This is a genomic window from Streptomyces sp. NBC_01013, assembly GCF_045162765.1.
GTDB lineage: Bacteria > Actinomycetota > Actinomycetes > Streptomycetales > Streptomycetaceae > Streptomyces.
Map to the genome: position 1 here is coordinate 3,771,456 of NZ_CP108687.1, position 24,228 is coordinate 3,795,683.

Sequence of the window (24,228 nt, forward strand, 5' to 3'; positions counted from 1 at the left end):
GCTCTTTGATGCCGATCGATTCCGCCCTGTCCGCTCTGCTCGGTTCCGTGGGCGTGCCGCCGGAGCTGATCGCCTCGTGCGACCCGCTCACCGGAGGCACGTACAACGCCGTGACCCGCGTCCGCCTCACCGACGGCCGCCACTGGGTGGTGAAAACTCCTCCCCCGGGCGGGAGTTGTCTCCGCTACGAGCGCGATCTGCTGGTCAACGAGGTCACGTTCTACACCGCGGCGGCCGGACTCGCCACGCAGACCGCCGTCCCGGGCCTCGTGCACAGCGGCCTCGACCCGGCCGCCCCCGGGGGCGCGTACGTGATCATGACGGAGCGCCCCGGGCAGCCCTGGCACGAGATCGCCCACGCCCTGGCCGACGACGAGGTGCGGCGGCTGCGTGCGGAGCTCGGGCGGACAGTCGGCCGGCTGCACACCGTCACCGGGCCGGGGGGTTTCGGCTACCCGTCCGCGGCGCTCGGGCCGCCGGCGCCCACGTGGCGCGGCGCGTTCACGGCGATGACCGACGCGGTGCTGGAGGATGCGCAGACGTACGGGGCGCGGCTGCCGCGTACGGCCGGGGACATCCGTCGTCGGCTCGACGCGGCTTCGTACGTACTGGATGACGTGACACGGCCGGCTCTGGTCCACTTCGACCTCTGGCAGGGAAACATCCTGGTCGCCGGGGCTTCGGGGGCGCGGCGGATCGGCGGGGTCATCGACGGGGAGCGGATGTTCTGGGGCGACCCGGTCGCCGACTTCGTGTCGCTCGCCCTGTTCGGGGACATGGAACAGGACGTGGACTTCCTCGCCGGGTACGGAGAGTCGGCGCCGGGCGGACCGGTCGAGTTCGACGGCTCGCTGCGGTTGCGGCTCGCGCTGTACCGCGCGTATCTCTACCTGATCATGCTGGTGGAGACCGTGCCCCGTAAGGCGTCGGGGGAGCAGCTGGAGTGGACGTGGACCGAGGTGGCGCCGCGTCTCGAAGCGGCACTCGACGCCATGGAGCCGGCACTGCGGGCCCGGCGGTGACCGCAGCGCCGCCCCCTCTAGAGCCGTTCCGTCAGGGCCCGTTGGGCGTCGTGGAGGTTGCGCGGGCGGACGGACTCCGGTGATCCGTACGCCTCCAGGCGGGTGTGCAGGTCGCCGATGAAGTCGGGGACGTCGATCTGGTCGAACTCCGTCACCTCACTCACCCCCACGGTCGCGCTGTACGGGGCGAGGCCGTCGATCCGCATCAGGCCGGCCCTGCCGTTGGTGACGCGGATGTTCCAGTGCGTGAAGCGGGCACCGAACAGCGGCCCCGCGCTCGCGTCGCCGCCATGGCGCCCGTTGTTGTTCACGGTGATGTCGGTGCGGACGTTGGCGAACGGCATCCCGCGGTGCGAGTCGAACGTGCCCATCTCCATCACGCCGCGCGACCAGACGTTGTGACTGGAAAGGCCCTCGACGTTGATGCCGTGCAACTGGGTTCCGGAAGGCGCCGGCACGGTGCGCTGCTCGATGGTGAAGTCCTCGATCAGGTTGTCGTGGCTGCCCTCACGGCAGTAGTAGGGGTGGTGCGAGCCGCGCCCCGCGACCCTCGTGCGACGCAGGGTGCAGGCGGACGCGCCGACGAGGCCGAAGCCGTTGTCGACGTGGCGGACGGTGATGTCGTCGGCCCAGCAGTCGTACGCGCACTGGAACGCGACGCCGTTGTAGCCCTTGTCGAGCAGGTGCGGCGACTGCGGGGTCTCGATGGCTTCGAGGGTCAGCCCCTCGACGCCCGATCCGGTGAGCGGGGTGGCGAGGGTGGTGAGGCGCGGGTCCCACTCGGGGCGGACGTCGAGCGGGAGGGGCCGCTCCAGGGTGACCCTGCGGCCGTGCACGGCGGTGATGCGGACCGGCCACTCGTAGGGGACGTACGAGGTCAGCTTGGTCTTGTCGTCCCAGTAGTACGCCTCCGGGCCGGCGCCGCCACCCGCCATGTGCTCCAGGAGGGTGTGCGCGGAGTCGTCGGCGAGGCGGAGCAGGACGAGGGTGCCGCGCTTCAGCCTCCGGGCGTCGTCGACGGTGATCGTACGGTCACCGAGACGGGCGGGGGCGACCGTGGTCAGGGTCTGCCACTCGTCCCGCCTGTTGCCGGTCCAGCCCTCGAAGGGCCAGGCCTTCGCCTTGACGGCGTCGGTGAGTGACGCCCAACGGGCCTTGGGGCAGAGCCAGATGAGGCCGCCCGCCCAGGACCAGCTGGACTTGTCGCCGCCGTAGCGGCTGCCGTACGCGCCGATGATCTCGGTGAGGTTCTTCGTCGCGTACAGGGTGGTGCGGCCGCTGCCCGCGCCTCGCACCACGACGTTGCTGTGGCCGATGCGGATGATGTCGTCGATGCGGTACGTGCCTTCGGGGATGAGTACCGTGCCACCGCCACGCTCTCCGGCAGCGGCGATGGCACGGTTGATCGCGGGGGCGGCGTCGGCGGAGTTGTCCGGCGCGGCGCCGTAGTGCAGGACGTTGGCGGTGAAGCCGTGGCGGGGGCGGGGGAGGTCGGAGCCGCCTCGGTAGCCGGCCCGGCCGATGAACGGGATCTGCGGGTGCGCGAAGGGCTGTGCCGCGAACTCCCGCCAGAGCGGGGTGGGCTGCGGCCCGGTGCTGGACGCGGAGGCGGTCGCGGCCAGGGCCGTTCCGTCGCCGAGCGCTCCGGTGACCGCGGCTGCGGCGACGGCCACCGCGCTGCCCAGCAGTCCACGCCTGCTGACGCCCCCGTGGGCCGCCCGCATCGGCCGGGTCGGTTGCGTCACTTGCGCCGCCTGAGTCGCCTTGGTCGCCATGAGCTCGATCCGCCTTCCATGATTTTCACGGATGTGAACGATGTTCATATCTGCGTCGGCGGTGAGCATGCCACGAGCCCCGTGCCCGGCGAAAGAGCCGTGCACGGGGAAATAGCCGACAGGAACGGGCGGGGAACCCTCAGGCGGCGCCTGTCAGTTGGCGGGACGCTGGGTCAGGTGCATGAACGCTTCGAGGTTGCGCGTGGACTCACCGCGCGCCACCCGCCACGCGTACTCCTTGCGGATCGCGCTCGCGAAACCGAGTTCGAGCAGGGGATTGAAGGCGCCGTCGGCAGCCTCCAGAACCACACCGAGCAGCCGGTCCAGCTCCTCCGGCGTCACCACCGAGAGCGGCAGCCTGCCGACGAGGTAGATGTCCCCGAGCGAGTCGATGGCGTAACTCACCCCGAAGAGACGCAGGTTGTGCTCCAGCAGCCAGCGGTGCACCGCTGCGTCGTTCTCGTCGGGGTGGCGGATGACGAAGGCGTTGAGGGACAGCGAGTGCGCGCCGACGATGAGCGAGCAGGTGGTGGCGAGCTTGCGGGTCCCGGGCAGCTGGACGACGTAACTGCCCGGCGCTGGACTCTCCCAGTCGAGCCCGGCATCCTTCAGCGTCGCCTCGATGACCTGTGCGACCTGTGTGACCTGCGGCGTCGCCGCTACCTCGGGTACGTCAGCCATGCAGCGAGCGTACGCCCGTCCGGCAGCGGAGTGCGTACGGCAGCCCCACCCGCGAAGCGTGCGCAAGCTCTCACCCGCGACACGGGCCCACCCGGCGCTCCCGCCCGCGGACACATTCGGTGCTCCCACCCGCGACACCGGCACACCCGGCGCCCTCCCCCGCGGGCGCACCCGGGTGTTCTCACCCGTGGTGCGTGCGCACCCGGCGCCGGTGATCCTGCATCGCCCCGGTGTACACGTCGGCGGTCGCCGCCGCCGCGGTGTCCCAGCCGAAGCGCTGCGCGTGCGCGGCGGCCTCGCCGCCCATCCGGTCGACCAGCTCCGGCGCCCTCGCGAAGCGCTGGAGCGCGTGGGCGTACGCCTCCGGGTCGTGCCCGGGGATCAGGAAGCCGCTGACCTCGTCCCGTACCGCCACCGGCAGACCGCCCACGGCCGCCGCGACGACCGGGGTGCCTGCCGCCTGCGCCTCTATGGCGACCAGGCCGAACGACTCGCTGTACGAGGGCATGACCAGCACGGACGCGGCCCGGAACCAGTCGGCGAGCTGGTCCTGACCGACCGGAGGGTGGAAGCGCACGACGTCCGCGATGCCCAGGCGGGCCGCCAGCTTCTGCAGCCCCTCGGGCTTGGCCAGCCCGCTGCCGCTGGGTCCGCCGACGACCGGCACGACGATCCGGGACCGCAGCGAGGGGTCCCGGTCCAGCAGCACGGCGACCGCGCGCAGCAGCACGTCCGGGGCCTTCAGCGGCTGGATGCGGCCCGCGAAGAGAGGGATCAGCGCGTCCTGCGGCAGTCCGAGGCGCGCGCGGGCCGCGGCGCGGCCGTCGGCCGGGCGGAAGCGGTCCAGGTTGACGCCGGGATGGACGACCGCGACGGCGCCCGGCTCCGCCTCGTAGTAGCGGACGAGCTCGGCCGCTTCCTCGGCCGTGTTCGCGATCAGCCGGTCGGCGGCGCTGACGATCTGGGTCTCACCGATGACGCGGGCGGCGGGTTCGGGGGTGTCGCCCTCGGCGAGTGCCGCGTTCTTGACCTTGGCCATGGTGTGCATGGCATGGACGAGCGGGACGCCCCAGCGCTGAGCCGCGAGCCAGCCGACGTGGCCGGAGAGCCAGTAGTGGGAGTGGACCAGGTCGTAGTAGCCGGGTCGCTGGCCGGCCCACGCCTGCATCACGCCGTGCGTGAAGGCGCAGAGCTGGGCGGGCAGCTCCTCCTTGGCCAGGCCCTCGTACGGCCCCGCGTCGACGTGCCGGACCAGGACGCCGGGCGACAGTTCGACGGCCGGCGGCAGTGCGCCGGTGGTGGAGCGGGTGAAGATCTCGACCTCGATGTTGATCGCGGCCAGGCGCTTGGCGAGCTCCACGATGTAGACGTTCATGCCGCCCGCGTCGCCCGTTCCCGGCTGGTGCAGCGGGGAGGTGTGCACGGAGAGCATCGCGATCCGGCGCGGCCTGCGGTGGCCGCCGGGGAAGGAGCCGGTGAAGCCTGCGGGGAACCTGAGACGCGGTGCGACCCGGCTGCTGCCGAGCCGGGAGACGTACTGGCTCACGTCGTCCGGTCCTCCTCGCTCAGGGCACTGGTACCGACTTCGTTCACGGCATGGCACCGAAGGGGCGCGCGGTCCCTTCGAAGGGCTGGAACAGCGGAACTCGCCCTTTCATTTCCGTTTTGCCAAATCATTACGGGGCGGATCCTGCGCGTCGGCGAGACGGCCGCCGGGTCCGCGCCCCCGCCCAGGTCGTTACGCTCTGTGTCATGCGCCCGATCGGAACCGCGACCCGCGGGACCACCAACCCGAACCGGCTGCGCCGTATGGACCGCTGGATCGCCGCCACGCACGGCCCCGTCCTGCGCCGCGCCGACGCCCCCGTGGCGGTCGACCTCGGATACGGTGCCGCCCCCTGGACCGCCGTGGAGCTGCTGGAGCGCCTGCGCACGGTCGAACCGCGCACCTGCGTGGTCGGCGTCGAGATCTCCCCGGAGCGCGTCGAGGCGGCGCGGCCGTACGAGCGTGAGGGCCTCACCTTCCGGCACGGCGGCTTCGAGATCCCGCTGGCCGGGCGGCCCTCCCTGATCAGGGCGGCGAACGTGCTGCGCCAGTACGACGAGGGCGAGGTCACCGCCGTCTGGCAGCGGCTGTGCGACCGGCTCGCGCCGGGCGGGCTGCTGGTGGAGGGCACCTGTGACGAGATCGGGCGGCGCCACGTGTGGGTGGCGCTGGGCCCCGAGGGGCCACGCACGGTGACCTTCGCGACCCGGCTCGGTTCGCTCGGCCGGCCGTCCGACCTCGCGGAGCGGCTGCCCAAGGCGCTCATCCACCGCAACGTTCCGGGCGAGCCCGTCCACGCGTTCCTGCGCGACTTCGACCGGGCCTGGGCGGCAGCCGCGCCGTACGCCTCTCTGGGTGCCCGGCAGCGCTGGATCACGGCCGTGCGGGCGCTGTCGGGCGAGTGGCCGCTGACGGACGGCGCGCGACGGTGGCGTCAGGGCGAAGTGACGGTGAAGTGGTCGGCGCTGCGGCCCGAGCAGTAGTCCCGGACGCGGGAAACAAGGTGAACTCCACCGGCGCCGGGAACGACGGCACGGCATCGTTCGTCCCAGAACAAGGGGGCCGGAGGGGGAACACCGGTCCGGGAGGGGCGGGGGTCCCACCGCCTGCGGGGATGTGTCTGCCTCTGTTGCTTTTCGGTAGGGCATGGCACGATCTCGTCGGCACGGTAAGTTACTGACGGTAAATCAGATCCGTGGGATCCGCTCGGAGGGGGAGCTTCGTGTACCGACGCCACTGCGCCACTGCCGCGATCACTCTGGTCTGCGCGATGGCCGTACTGGCCACGCCGGTCCAGGCGTTCGCGACACCCGCACCCCCCACACCCACCCCTGCCCCGTCGGAGGGGACGGGGCAGACGGGGAAGAAGAGCCTCGAAGAGGTCCGCCAGGAGATCGAGGGTCTCTACCGGGCCGCCGGTTCGGCCACGGACGCGTACAACCTCGCCGAGGAGAAGGCCAAGAAGCAGTCGGGTGAGATCGTCAAACTGGCTCAGGCCATAGTCGAGGGCCAGGCGAAGATCGCCGAGCTGAAGGACCGGGCGGGAGCCCAGGCCCGCGACGAGTACCGCAACGCCGGACTGCCGCCGGGCGCCCGGCTCATGCTCAGCGGTGACCCGCAGCTCTTCCTGGACGGGGTCAGCCGGGCCCGCCAGGGCCAGAAGGCCGCCAAGGGGCTGCTGGGGGAGCTGAACAGGACCCAGGAGGACTTGGAGACGTACACGCAGGACGCGAGCACCAACTGGACGAAGCTCGAAGCCAATCGCGTCAAGCAGGCCAAGGCGAAGAAGAAGATCAACGCGCAGATCGCGGCGGCGAAGGAGCTGGAGTCCCAGCTGGAGGAGGAGGAGCGCGCCCGCCTCCTCCAGCTGGAGCAGGAGGCGGAGTACAAGTCGCAGACCGCCTGGCTGAGCTCCGGCGCACTGAAGGAGATCAACCGCGAGGCGAGCGCGACCGGCAAGAAGGCGGTGGCCTTCGCGACCGCCCAGATAGGGCTGCCGTACGTGTGGGGGGCCGTGGGCCCCAAGTCGTACGACTGCTCCGGGCTGACCTCCCGCGCCTGGGCCTCGGCCGGACGGCCGATCCCGCGCACCTCGCAGGAGCAGTGGAGGCAGCTGCCGCACATCGCGATCAAGGACATGCGCCCCGGCGACCTGATCATCTACCACGGCGACGCCAGCCACGTCGGGATGTACATCGGCGACGGCGCGATCGTGCACGCTCCGCGCCCCGGCCGCAACGTCACGCTCGCCGGGGCGGGATCCATGCAGATCCTCGGAGTGGTCCGCCCGGACCACTGACACCCGTGCCACATCACCGGCGTGAGCGGGGCCACTTCGCCCGGGGCGCCCGGCGTGACCTTTGTCATGCCGCCCCGGGCGCCCCGGGGCGGCCCATGGCGCCTGATCCGTGACCTGACGCGGCTTATGGCGGTGCATATGCCGGAGGCCGTGTGCGGTGCGCCATTCCGTTCCCGTATCCCGTACCGCTATCGTCCCCGTCTGGCGGGTCGTCGATCGTCGTTCCGCCGCGCCCTCGGGGGGAGGGAAGGAAACCCGAACCGATGCCCGTACCCGTACCGCAGCAGCGTGCCGTTCCCGCTGCGGAGGCCAGCAATGGCACCGACCTCACCCTCCTGGTGATCGAGGACGACCCGGCGGGCACCTTCAGCGTCCCGGAGCTCTCCGCGGCGGCCGGTGCCCGGGTCCGCGTCCGCGCCGCCCGCAACCTGACCGAGGCGGGCCGGCTCCTCACCGACGACGTGGACTGCATCCTGCTCGACCTCGCACTGCTGTCCGGCGCCGAGACGCGCGGCGGACCGGACGCGGAGGCCGACGGGCTCGCCACGCTCAAACACGTGCTGCGCATCGCGCCCCGGCACGCCGTGCTCGCGCTCACCGCGGAGGACGACGCCGAGCTGGCCGCCGAGGCCGTACGGGTGGGGGCGCAGGACTACCTCTTCCGCGGCGAGCTCGACGGCAGGCTGCTCAGCCGCGCCATTCGCTACGCCGTCGAACGCAAACGCGCCGACGTCGCCCAGCACCAGCTCACCGAATCCCGGCTGCGCGCCCAGGAGAACGCCCGCCTGGAGCGTGGCCTGCTCCCCACCCCCCTGCTCGACGGCTCCGATCTGCACTTCGCGGCCCGCTACCGCCCCGGCCGCAGCCGCGCGCTGCTCGGCGGTGACTTCTACGACACGGTCCGCACCCCGGACGGCACGGTGCACGCGATGATCGGCGACGTCTGCGGCCACGGCCCGGACGAGGCGGCGCTCGGCGTCGAACTTCGCATCGCCTGGCGGGCGTTGACACTGGCAGGGCTCTGCGGCGACGAGCTGCTCTCCACGCTCCAGCAGGTCCTGGAGCACGAACGGGAGAGCGAGGAGATCTTCGCGACGCTCTGCACCGTCGACATCGCCCCCGACGGCCGCCGCGCGGGCCTGTGCCTGGCGGGCCACCCCGCACCGCTGATCGCACGCCAGGGACGGGCCGCGCACCTGCTTCCGTACGAGGACGGCGGCCCGGCACTCGGCCTGCTGCCACGCGCCCGCTGGCCCCGCCGGCAGGTGGAACTGGGCGGCTCGTGGAGCCTGATGATGTACACGGACGGGCTCATCGAGGGACGCGTCGGCGACGGCACGCAGCGTCTCGGCCAGGACGGCATGGTTGCCATGATCAACCGTCAGCTGGCCGAAGGCCTGACCGGCGAGGACCTCCTGGAGGCGGCGGTCACGCACGTCCGCGAGCTGAACGGCGGCGAACTCACGGACGACGTCGCGGTCCTGCTGCTCGACCGCGACCAGGAAACCGCCCGCGACACCACCCGTCGCCGGGCGCGGAACGGCGACCGGGGCCGGAGCATCCCGCGCCCCCGCCCCGGACAGGTGTCACCCGCGGGTGCTCAGCGCCCGCCGTTGTAGGGCCCGTACGGCCCGTCGCTGCTGGAGCCACCACTCCGGCGACTGCCGCCTGTGACGGCCTTGAGTGCGGGCCGTACGTCCACGAAGAACACGATGGACGCGATCAGCCCGGCGAGCTGCACGAAGAGCATGGGCACCCAGAGGTTCACCACCACCGCGATGCCGAGAATGATCAGCCAGAAGGACTTCTTCTGCTTGTCCGCCGCGCGGTAGGCATCCTCGCGGGCGATCGCGGCCATGATGAAGGCCACCACGGCGAGGACGAGCATGGCCGTGAAGATCAGCCCGAGGAATGAGTTGAAGCCTTCGAGCAACATGTGGTGCACCGCCTAGTGAGTGGATGAGCGCTCGCGGCCAAGGTACCGGGACAACGACCGGGGCACCCGGAAGGTGCCCGTCCGCCGCCCCGGCACACCTGCCGGGCATGCGACGCTACTTACCGGTGGGCGGCGTGGTCTTCCTGGCGGCGGGCTTGCGCACCGGAGCCTTCTTGGCGGCCGCAGGGGACGGCTTGGTCTCCGCCTTGACGGTCTTGGGCGCGGGCGCGGGCTTGGCGGCCACCGGCTTGGCGGCGGGCTTCGGCTCGGCCTTCGCCGTCTGCGGCTTCGACTCCTTGCGCGGCTCGACGACGACCGCGATCTCGACGATCTCCTCCGCGGTCTCACCACGCCACGTCCGCACGGTCTGCTCGCCACGCTCGGCGACCTTCTCGTACGTCTCCCGGGCCCTGACCGCGTACTCCGCGGCCACGCCGACACTGCGCAGCGCCAGGTCCTGGGCGCTCTCGCCCAGCTTCTTCAGGTCGGTGTCGAACGCCCCGATCACCTCGGTGACCTTCGCCTGAAGGGTGGCCTGCGCCTCCTTGGCCTGGCCGGCCACCTTCTCCTGCACGGCCTTGGGGTCGGTGTTGCGCACCGCCTCGATGCGCTCCGGCGCCTCGGCGCGCAGCTGCTCGATCAGGGCCGGAACCTTCCGGGCCTGCTGCACGGCGAGGTCGGCCGTGCCGGCGGCGAAGTAGAGGGGGGTCGGGTCGGTGAGGGTCTTGCGCAGGTCATCGGTGATGGCCATGACTGTGGTCCTCCCGGATCATCAGACTCAGTGTGAGGGTTTTGAAGGCTTTGAACCTGTATCGGCAGCACTGCCGTCGGTACTGAAGGGCGCATCCGCACCGGATGCGCGCCCCTCCTCGGCCTCGGGGTCGACGGGCTCGTCCTCGTACCCGTTCTCCTTGCGGAAGGAGGCGTAGATCTGCAGCAGCACGCTCTTCTGCCGCTCGTTGATCGACGGATCGGCCAGAATCACCGCCCGCGTCTCCAGCTCCTCCCGCTCCCGCTCGTCCAGAATCCCGGCCCGCACGTACAGGGTCTCGGCGGAGATCCGCAGCGCCTTGGCAACCTGCTGGAGGACCTCGGCGCTCGGCTTGCGCAGCCCGCGCTCGATCTGGCTGAGATAGGGATTGGACACCCCGGCGGCATCGGCGAGCTGCCGCAGCGACAGCTGCGCGGTACGGCGCTGCTCGCGCAGGTACTCGCCGAGATTGCCGACGTTGAGTGAGGCCATACCTCGATACTGGACCCGCACTGCTAACTTTTGCAAGCAGGTGCTTGCAAAAGTGTTCCGTGCCACTCGGACGGGTCATGGTGACCGGGCACGGCAGGTGTCGTACGTGCAGGACGTCTGCCGTCTACCCAGAGGCCCTAGCAGAGACGTGTCGCGGTCCGGATGAGGTCGGCGACGGCTCTGGACCGGCTGTGCGGTGGCCAGGCGATCACGGTGGTGACGGTCGGCGCGTCCAGCACGGGCACGGCGGCGAGGTCACCGGGCAGTTGGGCTCGGCACGACTCCGGTGAGACCGCGCAGGCGCGGCCGAGAGCGACGAGCTGCAACAGCTGCGCGTGGTCGCGGACCTGCGGGCCGGGGCCGGGCGGGTAGGTTCCGTCGGGGTTGGGCCAGCGTGGCAGGGGCAGGCCCGGCAGTCCGGCGATGTCGGCCATGTGTACGTGGGCCCGGGCGGCGAGCGGATGTCCGGACGGCAGGATCACCACCTGGCCCTCCGCGCCGAGCTCTTCCGCGTCGAAGCCGGCAGTCGAGTCGAACGGCCGGTGCAGCAGCGCCACGTCGGCCCGGCCCTCGCGCAGGAATCGTTCCTGCTCCGCCGGACCGCACAGGATGACCTCGACGGGGACCGCCCCGGGTTCGGCGGCGTACGCGTCGAGCAGTTTCGCCAGCAGTTCTCTGGACGCGCTGGCCTTCGTGACCAGGACCAGGCCGGGGCGGCCGGTCGCAGAAACGGCGGCGCGGCGGGTCCGGCGCTCGGCGGCGTCGACCGCGTCGAGGGCCGCCCGTCCCTCGACCAAGAGCACCCCGCCGGCCTCGGTGAGCGTCACGGTGCGGCTGGTCCGGTCCAGCAGCGCCGCCCCGAGCCTGCGTTCGAGCTGCTGGATCGCCCGCGACAGAGGCGGCTGCGCGATCCCGAGCCGCTGCGCGGCACGCCCGAAGTGCAGTTCTTCAGCGACAGCGACGAAGTAGCGCAGTTCGCGGGTCTCCATATCGCCACGGTACCCGGACCAATACCCTGACGGTATCGTTGCCCACCCTTTCGGTCTTGGACCCCCACCGGGCGCCGAGGGCAGCATGGTCCCCATGAGCGAACGAACGATTGCGCTGGTCACCGGCGCGAACAAGGGAATCGGCTACGAGATCGCCACGGGCCTGGGCGCCCTCGGCTGGACCGTCGGCGTCGGCGCCCGCGACGATGAGCGTCGTAGGGCCGCGGTGGAGAAGCTGCGCGCGGCCGGCGTCGACGCGTTCGGCGTACCACTGGACGTGACCGACGACGCGAGCGCGACCGCCGCCGCACGGCTGATCGAGGCACAGGCAGGGCGCCTCGACGTGCTCGTCAACAACGCCGCCATCACCGGCGGCATGCCGCAGGAGCCCACCCAGGTCGATCCCGCCACCATCCGAACCGTCGTGGAGACCAACGTGATCGGCGTCATCCGGGTCACCAACGCGATGATGCCGCTGCTGCGCCGCTCCGCCTCACCACGGATCGTGAACATGTCCAGCAGTGTCGGCTCCCTCACCCGGCAGTCGGGACCCGCCGCCGAGCAGACGGCGGGTCCGGTGGCCGTGGCGTACGCGCCGTCGAAAACGTTCCTGAACGCTGTCACCCTCCAGTACGCCCGGGAGCTGACCGGTACGAACATCCTGATCAACGCCGGCTGCCCCGGCTACGTCGCGACCGACCTCAACGGCTTCCGCGGCGTACGCACCCCCGAGCAGGGCGCGGCGATCGCCATCAGACTCGCGACCCTGCCCGACGACGGCCCGACCGGCCAGTTCTTCGACGACGCCGGCGTAGTGCCCTGGTGAGGCCCACGGCTGCCCACGGCAGTCATCACCCGCCTTCCGCGGGTGAGGCGGCTTCCCGGCGCCCGGCGGGCCCGCTGCGGAAAAGCGTTGGCGGACCACGTCGAGCCGCTGTTAACCTCCGCGAGGCCGTGCGACAGAACGAGGAGGTGGTACCCGTGAACGCAGTATCGACGTGGGTGCTCCCCTCCGGGGTCACGGTCGGGCGATAGGTCGTCCGGGAGCGCCGCCTCTGTGCACTCCCGAAAGGCACGACCATGCAGTTCACTTCCGACCAGCGCCTTGACGACGGCGTCCGCGAACGCGCATTCATCCTCGGCGAGATCCCCGGCATCCTGTGGACGCCCGAATCCGCACCGGCACCGGCACCGGCACCACTGATCCTGCTGGGCCACCCGCCGCTCGGGCTGCGCAAGATGTACCCCCGGCTGGTGGGACGGGCCCGGGACGCCGCGGCGGAGGGTTTCGCCACGGCCACCATCGAACTCCCCGGAAGCGGTGACCGGCCCCGTTGGCCCGCCACCGAGCAGGCCCGCGCCGATCTGCGCCGGGTGATGGAGGCGGGCGAGCCGGTCACCGACGAGATCGTCGACGCCCTCGTCCTCCCGCTTGTCGACAAGGCCGTCCCGGAATGGCAGGCCGCCCTGGACGCCCTCCTTTCACTGCCGGAGATCGGCGGCCCGGTCGGGTACTCGGGCGGCGTGATCTCCATCGGCGTCAGGCTGGCGTCGGTCGAGCCGCGTGTCTCGGCCGCCGTCCTGTTCGCCGGGAGTCTCGTGCCTCGCGCCGTGGTCGAGGAGGCCCGTCGGCTCACGCTTCCGCTGCATGTCCTGCTGCAGTGGGACGACGAGGGGAACGACCGGCAGGCGGCCCTGGACCTGTTCGACGCCTTCGGCTCCAAGGAGAAGACCCTGCACGCCAACATGGGCGGGCACGCCGGCGTCCCGCAGTTCGCGGGGGACGCCGCGAACCAGTTCTTCGCCCGGCACCTGAAGTGAGGGCCGGCCCTCGGACCGGCCGTACGCGGTAACCGGTCGCGGCCGGCATGCCGCTCGTCCAGGACGGGCCCCGGCCTCCTCGATGAGCGGCATGCCGCCGGAGCCCGGGCCGGGCGCCGGTTCGGCCCGTACGGCCTGTCGCGGTCCCCCGAAGGGGGCGGGGCCGCCGAAGGCGCGCGCCGTTCGGCCCCGCGTGTGACGCTGGAGAGGCCGTTGCCGTGAGGCATCCGCCGCCGGGAGGGCCGGATCATGCGAAACGTCGTTCCCACCTCGGCCCTGGTCGCGGCCCTCGTCCTGGGAGGCGTCGCCTGCGGCGCAGGCGGGGAGCAGCACAAGCCGCAGCGCTCACCCAGCGCCACCTCCGCTTCGGTCCCGCCGAAGCCGGAACCGTCCGCTTCCGAGACCACGCCCTCCATCGCCGCGAAGACGCCGACCCAGGCCACGCAGACGGCCACGCAGCCGTCGACATCGGCCAGGACGGCCGCGCCGAAGCCGACCGGTGCGCCGGCTTCGGCCACCCCCCGTTGGACGCCGTCCGCCCCGCCACCGTCTCCGACGGCCCGCGAGGGAACCGGATCGTTCACGCCCGGCAGTGAACAGTCGACCCTGGACGACTGGCGGCGCGGTCAGTGCGAAGACGCGGGTTACACCGACTGCGAGTGAGCACCACGCCTGGAGATCCGTACGGAGATGACAGCTTGGGCCGTGACCGCAGCCGGGACCGGTCAGGCGGGCCGCGCGCTGCGGAAGGCGCGTCGGTAGCTGTCGGGCGGGACCCCGACGATCTTCTTGAACTGGCGCCGCAACGTCGTGGCCGTCCCCATGCCGGTGGCTACGGCGACCGCCTCGATGCTCTCGTCGGTGGCCTCCAGCAACTCCTGGGCGCGGCGGACGCGTTGGATCAGGAGCCACTGGATGGGCGTCTGCCCGATCACCGCCCGGAACTGCCGCCCCAGGTGGCGCGGGCTGGTGTTCGCCTTCCTCGCCATGTCGGTCACCGAAAGCGGCTGGTCCAGCCGCTGCTGGACCCAGGCGAGCAGCTGGGCGAGTGCGTGGTCGCCCGAAGCCTGGACCGGAGTGGATGCGAACTGCGCCTGGCCGCCCGGCCGGTGCGGCTGCATGACGAGGCGTCGGGCCACCGAGTTGGCGACGGCCGCGCCGTGGTCGAGGTGGATGAGGTGCAGGCAGAGGTCCACGGCCGCGGCCTTGCCCGCAGAGGTGAGCACGTTGCCGTTGTCCGTGTACAGGACGTCCGGGTCGACCTCGGCCAGCGGATGGCGCGTGCTCAGCTCGGCGGCATGTGCCCAGTGGGTGGTGGCGCGCCGGCCGTCCAGCAGGCCCGCGGCACCGAGCACGAACGCGCCGGTGCACAGCGAGGCGACCCGCGCACCCGCCTCGTGCGCCGCCCGCACCGCCTCGATCAGCTCTGCCGGCGGCGGTACGTCGATGTCGACGCACGCCGGCACGATCACGGTGTCGGCGGCCGCCACCCGGTCCAGCCCGTGCTCGGGCTCGACCCTGAACGGGCCGACCTGCACCGGTCCGGGGCCGCAGAGCACGACGTCGTACCAGCCGTCCGTCGCCTCGCGCGGGGGGTTGCCGAAGATCTCGTACGCCACCGCCAGTTCGAAGTGCAGCAGGTCACCGGCGGCCAGCAGCGCGACAGTTGGCATGTCCGAAAGTGTACGCATGCTGTCGGTCCGGACCATCACGGTCGGGCGCCGCCCCCGCCCAGACTGGAGCTCTCACCACATCGGGCCACCGGGTCGAGTGGCCACATCGAGAGCGGGGAACCATGAGTACAGCGGCTGCGGTAGTGGTCTACGGGGCCACCGGGCACACCGGTCGGTTCATCGTCGCCGAGCTGCGGCGGCGCGGGCTCACCCCGATCGCCTCCGGCCGGAACGCCGCCCGCCTGGAGGCGCTGGCGGCCGAGTGGGGCGGCGTGGAGGTGCGGCCGGCCGGTGCGGACGACCCGGCCGCACTGGACCGCGCCCTCGCCGGCGCCGCAGCGGTCATCAACTGCGCCGGGCCCTTCGCGGTGACCGGCGGCCCGGTCGTCGAGGCGGCCCTGCGAGCGGGGATCCCGTACGTCGACGTCGCGGCGGAGATCGAGGCGAACGTCGCGATGTTCGCCGACCACACGGAGGCGGCCCGGCGATCGGGCACCCCCGTGGTGCCGGCCATGGCGTTCTACGGCGGACTGGGCGACCTGCTCGTCACCGCGGCAATGGGCGAAGCGACGGCCGCGGACTCGGTGGATGTCGCGTACGGGCTGAGCAGCTGGCGGCCGACGGCGGGCACCCGGGAGGCGGGCCAGGTGTCCCACGACCGCCGAGGGGGCCGTCGGGTGCGGTTCGCGGACGGTGCGCTGCGGTACCACGAGGACGAGGTGGCACAGGGCGAGTGGCTGTTCCCCGGACCGCTGGGCCGGCGCGCGGTGATCACGGAGTTCACGATGGCCGATGTCGTGACCGTGCCCAGCCACGTGAAGGTACCGGCCGTCCGCACCCACATGTCCGTCGAGGCGGCGGGCGACCTGGCCGGCCCGGACACCCCGGCACCGGAGGCGGTCGACCCGCTGGGCCGCTCCGACCAGACCTTCGTCGTCGACGTCGTGGTCCGGGCGGGGGGCACCGAGCGCCGCGCCACGGCCCGCGGCCAGGACATCTACGCGGTCACCGCGCCCCTGGCGGTGGAGGCCGTCGAGCGCATCCTGAGCGGCCGCACCCGGACCACGGGCGTGGCCTCGGCCGGGGCGATGTTCGACGCGGCGGACTTCCTCCGCGCGCTGGCCCCGTACGTGACGGTCGAGCTTCCGGCCTGACCGCACCCCGCGCAGACCGGCCCGCCCGGCCGCGGTCCCGGCCATCCCTGGCGGCCCGCCTGACAGGATCACCTCCCATGACTGCGGCTTCCTGGAGCACCCACGCCCTCGACGTCGGGCCCGACACGGTGACCAAGAGGTTCCGGTCAGGCTCCCGTGAGCAGAGCGAGCGCGAGTGGCGGGCGCTCACTCTCCTCGACCTGTACGCGCCCGGGCTCGCCCCCGCGCCCCGGCACGCGGATCTCGCGCCCGACGAACCGGTCGTGGTGATGTCCCGGCTCCCGGGCGGGCCGCTCCGGGGGCAGCGCATCGGCGACCGGCAGCTCGACGCGCTGGCATCGGCGGTGAGCAAGGTGTACGAAGCGGTGCCCGCGCACGCTCTCGGCGAGGTGCCGGTGCGACCGGGGCACCGCCAGTACCTGGCCGCCCGGATCGGGGACTGGGCGCCGCGGGCCCGCCCCCGGGTGGGACCCGAGGTGGGCCGGGCCATGGACTGCGGGCTGGAATGGCTCGCGGGCGCGGGGATCGCGGATGCCGGACCGCCGGACGTCCGCCCGGTGTTCGGGCCGGGCGACGGCAACCTCGCCAACTACCTGTGGGACGGTAACCGCGTACGGATCGTCGACTTCGAGGAGTCCGGCCGCAGCGACCGGCCCCTCGAACTGGCGGAGATCACTGAGCACGTGGCGGCCTGGGTCGATGAACCCCTGGACGCGGAGGCCTTCCTGGGCCGGTTCGACCTGGACGCCTCCGAGCGGCCCCTGCTGCTGGAAACGCGGCGGCTGCTGGCGCTCGTGTGGCTGTTCCTGCTCTCCTTCGACCATCCCGACCACCCGCGCAACCCTCCGGGGACGGTGGAACGGCAGGCCGCGCGGCTGTCCCGGCTGCTGGCCTGATGTGCACCGCTCGGCCGCGAAGGTCCGGCTCCGTGCTCACCCCAGGAACGCCGACACGGCGGCCGTGAACCGATCGGCGTCGTCGGCCCACGGATAGTGCCCCGCCCCGCCCTGCACGACGAGGGTCGCGTCGGGGAACAGACCGGCGAAGGCGGCCACCGAGCGGGGCGTGCTGTTCAGGTCGAACTCCCCGGCCAGCAGCAGGACGGGTGCGCCGAGGACGGCCAGCGCCGCGCGGGTGGCCGCCGGGTCGAAGGCGCCCTCGGCCCCGAAATGGGCGACGGCGTCCGGGTTGTCCGGCCGGCTCGCCACCTGGTGGTCCCGTGCCGCCTGGTCCCACCGGCCGTGGAAGAACGGGTCCACGGCCGCCCAGTCGGTGCCCGTCCCCAGGGTGATCGCCTCCAGCGCCGCGAACGCCGCCGGGAACCACGGCTCGCCGCTCCGCAGCCGGGCGAGCTCACGGCGCTCCTCACCGGTGATGTCGATGCCGACGGCCCGGGCGCCGGGGGTGATCAGGGCGAGCCGGCCGACGCGCGACGGGTGACGGGCCGCGTACTGCACCGCGATGTTCGCGCCGGCGGAGTGGCCCAGCAGGTCCGTACGGGAGAGACCGAGGTGGCGTCGTAGCGCCTCGATGTCGTCGACCAGGCGGTCGCAACGGTAGGTGGCGGGGTCCTCGGGAACAGCCGACTCACCGGTGCCGCGGAGGTCCGGAACGACCAGGAGGCGATGGGCGGACAGGCCGCCGAGATCGCCCAGGTAGCGGGAGTCGGCGGGGCCACCGGGGATGCAGACGACCGGGTCACCCTCTCCGTACGTGCGGTAGGAGAGCCGGGTTCCGTCGGGTGCGCTGAAGGTGGGCATGCGCCGCATACTGTCAGTCATAACCAGGTTGTACAACCTGGTTATGGCGCTCTGGCGGCCCGGTATATAACTGTGGTGTGGCAGCCGGAGAGAACACCCGACAGAGCGCGACGCTGACCGAGGAGCAGGCCGAGCGGCTGCTCGCCGGGATGAACGAGGTCATCCGGGCCGGCGAGGAGATGCGCAAGCTCCGCACCGAGATGATCAAGGTGTTCGTCGGCTTCGGCTGGACCCAGGAACGCATCGCCCGGCTCACCGACATGAGCCAGCCCGCCGTGTCCAAGCAGGTCACGAAGTACCGCGACGCCGATTCCACTCCTCCGATGGACGTCTCCCTCGACCAGCACGACGCACCGTGGCTCGAAGGCCGCCTGTGGGGACTCGCCGAGGACCTCTCGGAGACGTACGCCGAGACCGCCCGCTGCACCCGGTCCGTCGGCGCGCTCGCGCGGGGGAAGAAGCGCTTCACCCCCGAGAACGTCGACGAGTTGCGCCGCCTCGTCGAGGAGGACCTGCGGCTGCACGCCGCGACACTGCCCGCCGCCCACCGGAGCGCGTACGACGAGATCAGCCGCGGTCTCGACGTGCCGTCCCGCCGGGATGCCGCGCCGACCGGGACGGCGTCCGTGCGGCGCGCCCTGGCCCACCGGATCCAGCGCGATCGCCTGCGGGCTGGGGCCGCCTGAGGCGCAGGCGCCGGATTTCGCGTCACCCCGGCCCTGCCCGCCGTACGCTCGGCCCCATGGACGAGCTGGTGCCGTTCCTGGTCTTCGCCGGCGCCCTCGCGGCGGTCATCGGCTGCTTCGGCCTGCTGGCCGCGCGGGTCCGCAAGCGCGGTCTCGCCGGTTCGGCGATGCGTGCGGCGATGGCCTCGTACGACGAGGCGTTCCGGGTGACGGCCCATGACTCGTACTACGAGATCCAGGCGCAGCTGGAGCGGCAGGCACCGATGGCGTCGCCCGACGATCCGTGGCGGCCGCTGCGCGATCGGGCGGCCGGCGGACCAGCGGCGGGGAGCGCGCGTTCGCGGACGCGTGGGGCCCGGCGCCCGCCGCCCGGTCTTCGCCGGTGGTGGGCGCGCGGGCGCTGACACGCGAGCTGCGGCGCTTCCCCGGGGTGAACGACGCGGGCGGCGAGACAAGTCCGTTGCGGACGATCCACCACAGATCGAATTGTTACGCTGGCAGACATGACGGCCATGGCACCCACGCGCACCGCACCCGACCTCTCCTACCTCCTGGACCACACCAGTCATGTCCTGCGGACCCAGATGTCGGCAGCCCTCGCCGAGATCGGGCTCACCGCACGCATGCACTGCGTCCTGGTTCACGCCCTGGAGGAGGAGCGCACCCAGATCCAGCTCGCCGAGATCGGCGACATGGACAAGACCACGATGGTGGTGACGGTGGATGCCCTGGAGAGCGCGGGTCTCGCCGAACGCCGCCCTTCGAGCCGGGACCGGCGGGCGCGGATCATCGCCGTCACCGAGCAGGGCGCGGCACTCGCCGCACAGAGCCAGGAGATCGTCGACCGGGTGCACGAGGAAGCGCTGAGCAGCCTGCCACGGACCGACCGGGAGACCCTCCTGCGCGCCCTGAACCAGCTGGTCGGCGAGCACCTGGCCACCCCGGTCGAGAATCCGCGGGCGGTCCGCCGGGCACGCCAGAGCCAGAGGTAGCCGCCGTGGATTCCGCCTGCCGGGCGCGGGTCCGCGAGTAGCCGGGCGCGGGTCCGCGAGTAGCCAGGCGCGGGTCCGCGAGCAGCCAGGCGCGGGACCCACGAGTGGCCGACCGCGGGACCCCCGAGCGCCCGGCCACGGAATCCCCGAGTGTCCGGCCGCGGGATCCACGAAAAATAGAACCGAAAGAAATAGTCCGCAACAAAACCATCTGCTACCTTCTCTCTTGTCGAACCCACCGACAGGAGAGCCCGATGTCTGCCACCGCATCCGCCGCACCCGCTCCCGCACCACCGGCCACACGCTCGCGCCACCTCGCACTCGGCGTGATCGCCACCGGTCTGCTGATGACCGTGCTCGATGGCTCGATCGTGACGGTGGCGATGCCCACCATCCAGAACGACCTCGGGTTCACACCCGCCGCCCTCAGCTGGGTCGTCAACGCCTACCTGATCGCCTTCGGCGGTCTGCTGCTGCTCTGCGGCCGGCTCGGCGATCTCCTGGGACGCCGGAGGATGTTCCTGGCCGGCACCGCGGTCTTCACAGCCGCCTCCGTACTGGCCGGGGCGGCCGGCTCCCCCGCCCTGCTCATCACCGCACGCTTCCTCCAGGGCGCCGGCAGCGCCATGGCCTCCGCGGTCGGTCTGGGCATCCTCGTCACCCTCTTCACCGAAAGCCGCGAACGGGCCCGGGCCATCGCCGTGTTCAGCTTCACCGGGGCGGCCGGGGCCTCCATCGGCCAGGTGCTCGGCGGGGTGCTCACCGACGCCCTCGGCTGGCACTGGATCTTCTTCATCAACGTGCCGATCGGTCTCGCGGTGCTCCTCGTCGCAGTGCGCGTGCTGCCCGCCGAGCGCGGGCCGGGTCTCGCAGCCGGGGCCGACACCGTCGGCGCGCTCCTCGTCACCGCAGGGGTGATGCTGGGCATCTACTCCGTCGTCGAGGTGGAGTCGTACGGATGGCTGTCGGCGCACACGATCGGCCTGGGCGCGCTCGCGCTGGTCCTCCTCGCCGCGTTCGTCATCCGGCAGGCCACGGCCGCCACCCCGCTCCTGCCCCTGCGGATCCTCCGCTCGCGCAGTGTCGCGGGAGCCAACCTGATCCAAGTCCTCATGGTGGCCGCCCTGTTCTCGTTCCAGATCCTGGTGGCGCTCTACCTGCAGCGGGTCCTCGGCTACGGGGCCACCGCCACCGGGCTCGCCATGCTGCCGGCGGCCGCGGTGATCGGCGCGGTGTCGCTCGGGGTCTCGGCCCGGCTGAGCGCACGATTCGGCGACCGCAACGTCCTGCTCGTGGGGCTGGCACTGCTGATCGGGGTAATCGGGCTCCTCACCCGGCTCCCCGTCCACGCGCACTACGCCACCGATCTGCTCCCGGTGATGTTCCTGGCCGCCGGATTCGGCCTCGCCCTCCCGACCCTGACCACGCTCGGCATGTCGGGGGCGAGCGAGAAGGACGCAGGGCTCGCCTCCGGGTTGTTCAACACCACCCAGCAGATCGGCATGGCCATGGGCGTCGCCGTCCTGTCCACGCTGGCCGCCGCCCGCACGGACACGCTGCTCGCCTCGGGCAGCAGCCGGCCCGAGGCGCTGACCGGCGGCTACCACCTGGCGTTCGCCGTCGGGACCGGACTGCTCGCCACCGCCTTCCTCGTCGCAGTCGCGGTGCTCAGGCGGCCGGCCCGGGCAACCGCCACCGACCCGGCAACCGCCTGACCACATCGCGCCCCGCCTCACCTCACCCCGCCACACCACCGAAGGACGGACCATGACCACGCACCCCTCCGCCCCCGCCGAGAACAACCCTCCGTCCGACACGGCCACCGACGCCGGCCCCGGCGCCGAGTCCGGCCCGGACACCGACTCCGGCCCCGGCGCCGGTCCCGCCCCGCGCGTGCTCACCGAAGCCGAACTGTCCCTGATCCTCGCGGAACAGCAGTTCGGAGTACTCGCGAGCGTGCGGCGCACCGGGCATCCCCACCTGACGACGGTGCTGTACTCCTGGGACGCCGAAGCACGCGTGGTACGCGTCTCCAGCACCGCCGACCGCCTCAAGCCCCGCCAGCTGCGCACCGATCCGCACGCTGCGCTGCATGTCCGCGGCCCGGACGAGTTTTCGTTCGCGGTGGCGGAGGGCGTGGCCGAGGTGTCCGCTCCGGCGGCCGCGCCGGGTGACCCGGTCAGCCGCGAACTCCTGTCCCTGACACCGGGTTTCGAGGACCCGGCCGAGGAGGCCGCCTTCCTGGCCCAACTGGTCGCGGACCGGCGCGTGGTGATCCGGATCCGGGTCTCCCGGCTGTACGGAACGGCTCTGGACATCCCCGCCGCGGACTGAGCGCAGGCGGCGGGGCCCCACCGGGGCCATGTGCGCGACAAGCGGAGGCTCTAGGATCCCGCCCATGGCTACCGACCCCGGCTACACCTGCTCCCGCTGCGGCGAACACCACACGGAACTCCCGATGGGGTACTCCACCATGGCGCCCGACGTCTGGGACGCGAGCCTGGAGAGCGACCCCGACAGCATGCTCTCGACGGACCAGTGCATCGTCAGACACGAGCACTACTTCATCAAGGGCCTGATCGAGATACCCGTGATCGGCAGCGTGGAGCCGTTCTCCTGGGGCGTCTGGGTGTCCTTGAGCCGGGAGAACTTCGGCCGCGCGCTCGATGTGTGGGAGACCCCGGGCCGGGAGTCCGAGAAGCCGTACTTCGGCTGGCTCACCACCGAGTTGGGCCTCTACTCCCCCCGGACGACCAACCTCAAGACCAATGCGCACACCCGCCCGATCGGCAGGCGCCCGCTCATCGAGCTGGAGCCCACCGATCACCCGCTGGCCGTGGAGCAGCGCACCGGCATCACGCTCGACCGGGTCCGCGAGATCGCCGAGGCGGTGCAGCACGCCGACGAGGGCCACTAGGTGTATTGATCACGTTCGTTCGGATCATGCCGGGCTCGCGGGGTCCGGCACCCTGATCCGGCCCGATCGAAAGGATGGACCCGGGACAGCCCTCAGCGGCCGGTGGTCCGGTGCGGTGCCTACCGCCCGTCCCCCAGCCCCGACCGCAGTTGCGCGAAACCCCGCTCCGCCGCCGCGACGGCGTCGCCGTACACCTGGTCCGCGCTCCGGCCTTCGCTGATCCGCTGCCAGTTCTCCAGTGACAGGATCCGCAGGACCGCGATGATCTGGCCCGCGGCCAGCCGGTCCGTCACCCCGCCGCCCAGCGCGCGGGCGAGCGCGGCCTCGGAGCGGCCCTGGTAGGCGTAGAGCCGGGCCACCAGGGACGGCGTCCCGTACAACAGCCGGTGGAACGCCAGCACCTGCGGCACGTCGCAGAGGCCCGTGACGGGGTCGCGCCGCTCCAGCCCGTCCAGGTAGTGGCGCCGCAGCGCGTCCAGCGGGGACTCGTCGTCCGCACGGCCGGCGACCACTCGCGCGGACTCGTCCACGTGATCGGCGAACCGGTGGAGAACCAGGTCCTCCTTGGCGGGGAAGTAGCGGAACAGCGTCGGCTTGGAGATGTCCGCAGCGGCCGCGATCTCCGCCACCGAGACCTTGTCGAAGCCGCGCTCAAGGAACAACGAGATCGCGGCGTCGGAGACCGCCTGATACGTCAGCTGCTTCTTCCGCTCCCGCAGACTCATCGGCGCACGGGGAGCGGCCGGTGCGGCAGCGTCCCCACCCGCCGGCCCATCCGCGTCGCCCACCGCGTCGCCTGCCGTCCGGGGGCCGGGCTTCTCTCCGCTCATGACCATGAAGCGTACGCCCCCGACCTCGCGCGAACATGGCATCCGACGCCGCACGGACCCCTACCGCAATGCCCTGCTCCGCACCCTACGCGCGGGACCGGATCAGCACGTCGACCCCGTCCAGCACCCGGTCGAGACCGAACGTGAACTCGTGGTCGGGCGCGCCCGGCGCCCACATCCCCTCGATCCCCGTCAACCGGGAGAGGGCGGGATGACGCACGGGGTCGACCAGCCGGTTCAATGTCCGCGCGTAGCCCTCCATGACCTCCTGCGCCGACACGCCGCGGGACGCGACGGCGGCATCGAGATCACCCGTCAACAGCGCCTCGTTCCGCACGAAACCGGAGACCAGAAGGATGACGGAGATCTCCTCGCCCGCGTCCAGACCCGTGCCGGCGAGAGCCTGGAGGCCCTGCTCCCACCAGGCGACCGAGTTCGGGCTCGCGGGCGGTCCCGCGAGGGGGATGCGGAGCATCCACAGATTGGCGTGGAAGACCCGGCGCTGCGCGTGGGCCCACTGCGCGAGCGCCTCCCGCCAGCCGGCCTTCCGCTCCAGGGCGGGCAGCGGGGGCGGCGGGCCCATGGCCGCCTCCTGCATGAGGACGTGGAGCTCGTCCTTGGCGGCCACGTACCGGTAGAGCGACATCGTGGAGACCCCGAGGTCCTTGGCGACCCGCCCCATGGACACCCCGGCAAGGCCGTCGGACGCCGCCACCGCCACCGCGGCATCGACGATGCGCTCCAGGGTCAGTCCGGGGCGAGGCCCCTTGACCGGCCGTGCCCGCAGTCCCCAGGCCGCCTCGATGCTGGCCGGCAGGCCCGTACCGCCCGGTGAACCGTTGCCTTGCGCCACCTGAACCCCCACCTTCCCGTGAGGGCCATCCTAGTTATGCGTACCCCTTAC

At 72.1% G+C, this 24,228-nt stretch carries 26 protein-coding genes; 15 read left to right on the forward strand and 11 right to left on the reverse strand.

Annotation, left to right across the window (positions count from 1 at the left end; all coding sequences use genetic code 11):
* Positions 1-8: 8 nt before the first annotated feature.
* The gene (locus tag OG538_RS16220; protein ID WP_406094236.1) at positions 9-1,022 is read left to right on the forward strand and encodes a phosphotransferase family protein; all 1,014 of its coding nucleotides are present in this window, start codon (positions 9-11) and stop codon (positions 1,020-1,022) included.
* Positions 1,023-1,039: 17 nt separating this feature from the next.
* Here the strand turns inward: OG538_RS16220 and OG538_RS16225 are convergent, their stop codons facing one another.
* The 3 genes from OG538_RS16225 to mshA form a co-directional block, all read right to left on the reverse strand.
* On the reverse strand, positions 1,040-2,746 hold the full coding sequence (locus tag OG538_RS16225; protein WP_406100173.1) for a glycosyl hydrolase family 28-related protein: 1,707 nt from the start codon (positions 2,744-2,746) through the stop codon (positions 1,040-1,042).
* Positions 2,747-2,950: 204 nt separating this feature from the next.
* Positions 2,951-3,478 carry a YbjN domain-containing protein gene (locus tag OG538_RS16230; protein ID WP_406094238.1) on the reverse strand — a complete coding sequence of 176 codons (528 nt, stop codon included), beginning with the start codon at positions 3,476-3,478 and terminating at the stop codon, positions 2,951-2,953.
* A gap of 181 nt (positions 3,479-3,659) precedes the next feature.
* A complete protein-coding gene (mshA, locus tag OG538_RS16235) occupies positions 3,660-5,024 on the reverse strand; it encodes a D-inositol-3-phosphate glycosyltransferase (RefSeq protein ID WP_406094240.1) in 1,365 nt (454 codons plus the stop codon).
* A gap of 206 nt (positions 5,025-5,230) precedes the next feature.
* On the opposite strand from mshA, the gene OG538_RS16240 reads away from it, so the two are divergent.
* The 3 genes from OG538_RS16240 to OG538_RS16250 all read left to right on the forward strand — a co-directional run bounded on the left by OG538_RS16240 (position 5,231) and on the right by OG538_RS16250 (position 8,942).
* Complete coding sequence (locus OG538_RS16240; RefSeq protein WP_406094242.1) at positions 5,231-6,007, forward strand: class I SAM-dependent methyltransferase; 777 nt, start codon at positions 5,231-5,233, stop codon at positions 6,005-6,007.
* 239 nt (positions 6,008-6,246) lie between these two features.
* Positions 6,247-7,323: a C40 family peptidase gene (locus OG538_RS16245; RefSeq protein ID WP_406094244.1), complete on the forward strand. Its 1,077-nt coding sequence runs from the start codon at positions 6,247-6,249 to the stop codon at positions 7,321-7,323.
* Positions 7,324-7,586: 263 nt separating this feature from the next.
* Positions 7,587-8,942 carry a PP2C family protein-serine/threonine phosphatase gene (locus OG538_RS16250; protein ID WP_406094246.1) on the forward strand — a complete coding sequence of 452 codons (1,356 nt, stop codon included), beginning with the start codon at positions 7,587-7,589 and terminating at the stop codon, positions 8,940-8,942.
* On the opposite strand, the gene OG538_RS16255 is transcribed toward OG538_RS16250, so the two are convergent.
* The 4 genes from OG538_RS16255 to OG538_RS16270 all read right to left on the reverse strand — a co-directional run bounded on the left by OG538_RS16255 (position 8,924) and on the right by OG538_RS16270 (position 11,491).
* The gene (locus tag OG538_RS16255) at positions 8,924-9,259 is read right to left on the reverse strand and encodes a DUF2516 family protein (protein WP_406094248.1); all 336 of its coding nucleotides are present in this window, start codon (positions 9,257-9,259) and stop codon (positions 8,924-8,926) included. The genes OG538_RS16250 and OG538_RS16255 overlap by 19 nt on opposite strands.
* A 115-nt stretch (positions 9,260-9,374) precedes the next feature.
* Complete coding sequence (locus OG538_RS16260; RefSeq protein ID WP_406094250.1) at positions 9,375-10,010, reverse strand: hypothetical protein; 636 nt, start codon at positions 10,008-10,010, stop codon at positions 9,375-9,377.
* Between the two features lie 27 nt (positions 10,011-10,037).
* Complete coding sequence (locus OG538_RS16265; protein WP_406094252.1) at positions 10,038-10,502, reverse strand: helix-turn-helix domain-containing protein; 465 nt, start codon at positions 10,500-10,502, stop codon at positions 10,038-10,040.
* 137 nt (positions 10,503-10,639) lie between these two features.
* The gene (locus OG538_RS16270) at positions 10,640-11,491 is read right to left on the reverse strand and encodes a LysR family transcriptional regulator (protein ID WP_406094254.1); all 852 of its coding nucleotides are present in this window, start codon (positions 11,489-11,491) and stop codon (positions 10,640-10,642) included.
* A gap of 94 nt (positions 11,492-11,585) precedes the next feature.
* Between OG538_RS16270 and OG538_RS16275 the strand changes: the two genes are divergently transcribed.
* The 3 genes from OG538_RS16275 to OG538_RS16285 all read left to right on the forward strand — a co-directional run bounded on the left by OG538_RS16275 (position 11,586) and on the right by OG538_RS16285 (position 13,975).
* Positions 11,586-12,317 (forward strand): SDR family oxidoreductase, encoded by a 732-nt coding sequence (locus OG538_RS16275; protein WP_406094256.1) that lies wholly within the window; start codon positions 11,586-11,588, stop codon positions 12,315-12,317.
* A gap of 254 nt (positions 12,318-12,571) precedes the next feature.
* Positions 12,572-13,312, forward strand: coding sequence for an alpha/beta hydrolase (locus tag OG538_RS16280; RefSeq protein ID WP_406094258.1), 741 nt, complete (start codon positions 12,572-12,574; stop codon positions 13,310-13,312).
* 249 nt (positions 13,313-13,561) lie between these two features.
* The gene (locus OG538_RS16285) at positions 13,562-13,975 is read left to right on the forward strand and encodes a hypothetical protein (protein ID WP_406094260.1); all 414 of its coding nucleotides are present in this window, start codon (positions 13,562-13,564) and stop codon (positions 13,973-13,975) included.
* A 62-nt stretch (positions 13,976-14,037) separates the two neighbouring features.
* Here the strand turns inward: OG538_RS16285 and OG538_RS16290 are convergent, their stop codons facing one another.
* Complete coding sequence (locus tag OG538_RS16290; protein WP_406094262.1) at positions 14,038-14,985, reverse strand: GlxA family transcriptional regulator; 948 nt, start codon at positions 14,983-14,985, stop codon at positions 14,038-14,040.
* Between the two features lie 122 nt (positions 14,986-15,107).
* Between OG538_RS16290 and OG538_RS16295 the strand changes: the two genes are divergently transcribed.
* Both OG538_RS16295 and OG538_RS16300 read left to right on the forward strand, forming a co-directional pair.
* Positions 15,108-16,139, forward strand: a complete 1,032-nt coding sequence (locus tag OG538_RS16295; RefSeq protein WP_406094264.1) for a saccharopine dehydrogenase family protein — start codon at positions 15,108-15,110, stop codon at positions 16,137-16,139.
* A 77-nt stretch (positions 16,140-16,216) separates the two neighbouring features.
* Positions 16,217-17,035 (forward strand): phosphotransferase family protein, encoded by an 819-nt coding sequence (locus tag OG538_RS16300; protein WP_406094266.1) that lies wholly within the window; start codon positions 16,217-16,219, stop codon positions 17,033-17,035.
* Between the two features lie 36 nt (positions 17,036-17,071).
* On the opposite strand, the gene OG538_RS16305 is transcribed toward OG538_RS16300, so the two are convergent.
* Complete coding sequence (locus tag OG538_RS16305; protein ID WP_406094268.1) at positions 17,072-17,899, reverse strand: alpha/beta fold hydrolase; 828 nt, start codon at positions 17,897-17,899, stop codon at positions 17,072-17,074.
* A 77-nt stretch (positions 17,900-17,976) separates the two neighbouring features.
* Between OG538_RS16305 and OG538_RS16310 the strand changes: the two genes are divergently transcribed.
* From OG538_RS16310 to OG538_RS16335, 6 genes are all read left to right on the forward strand, one after another.
* Positions 17,977-18,585: a sigma-70 family RNA polymerase sigma factor gene (locus OG538_RS16310; RefSeq protein WP_406094270.1), complete on the forward strand. Its 609-nt coding sequence runs from the start codon at positions 17,977-17,979 to the stop codon at positions 18,583-18,585.
* A gap of 56 nt (positions 18,586-18,641) precedes the next feature.
* Positions 18,642-18,989 carry a hypothetical protein gene (locus OG538_RS16315; protein WP_406094272.1) on the forward strand — a complete coding sequence of 116 codons (348 nt, stop codon included), beginning with the start codon at positions 18,642-18,644 and terminating at the stop codon, positions 18,987-18,989.
* Between the two features lie 99 nt (positions 18,990-19,088).
* Positions 19,089-19,577: a MarR family winged helix-turn-helix transcriptional regulator gene (locus OG538_RS16320; RefSeq protein WP_406094274.1), complete on the forward strand. Its 489-nt coding sequence runs from the start codon at positions 19,089-19,091 to the stop codon at positions 19,575-19,577.
* A 254-nt stretch (positions 19,578-19,831) separates the two neighbouring features.
* Complete coding sequence (locus OG538_RS16325) at positions 19,832-21,292, forward strand: DHA2 family efflux MFS transporter permease subunit (RefSeq protein WP_406094276.1); 1,461 nt, start codon at positions 19,832-19,834, stop codon at positions 21,290-21,292.
* A 52-nt stretch (positions 21,293-21,344) separates the two neighbouring features.
* Positions 21,345-21,911, forward strand: a complete 567-nt coding sequence (locus tag OG538_RS16330) for a TIGR03618 family F420-dependent PPOX class oxidoreductase (protein ID WP_406094278.1) — start codon at positions 21,345-21,347, stop codon at positions 21,909-21,911.
* 124 nt (positions 21,912-22,035) lie between these two features.
* A complete protein-coding gene (locus OG538_RS16335) occupies positions 22,036-22,494 on the forward strand; it encodes a DUF2199 domain-containing protein (RefSeq protein WP_406100175.1) in 459 nt (152 codons plus the stop codon).
* Between the two features lie 119 nt (positions 22,495-22,613).
* Here OG538_RS16335 and OG538_RS16340 read toward each other — a convergent pair whose 3' ends face one another.
* Complete coding sequence (locus OG538_RS16340) at positions 22,614-23,219, reverse strand: TetR family transcriptional regulator (protein ID WP_406100176.1); 606 nt, start codon at positions 23,217-23,219, stop codon at positions 22,614-22,616.
* Positions 23,220-23,409: 190 nt separating this feature from the next.
* Positions 23,410-24,177, reverse strand: coding sequence for a TetR/AcrR family transcriptional regulator (locus OG538_RS16345; protein ID WP_406094280.1), 768 nt, complete (start codon positions 24,175-24,177; stop codon positions 23,410-23,412).
* Positions 24,178-24,228 lie beyond the last annotated feature (51 nt).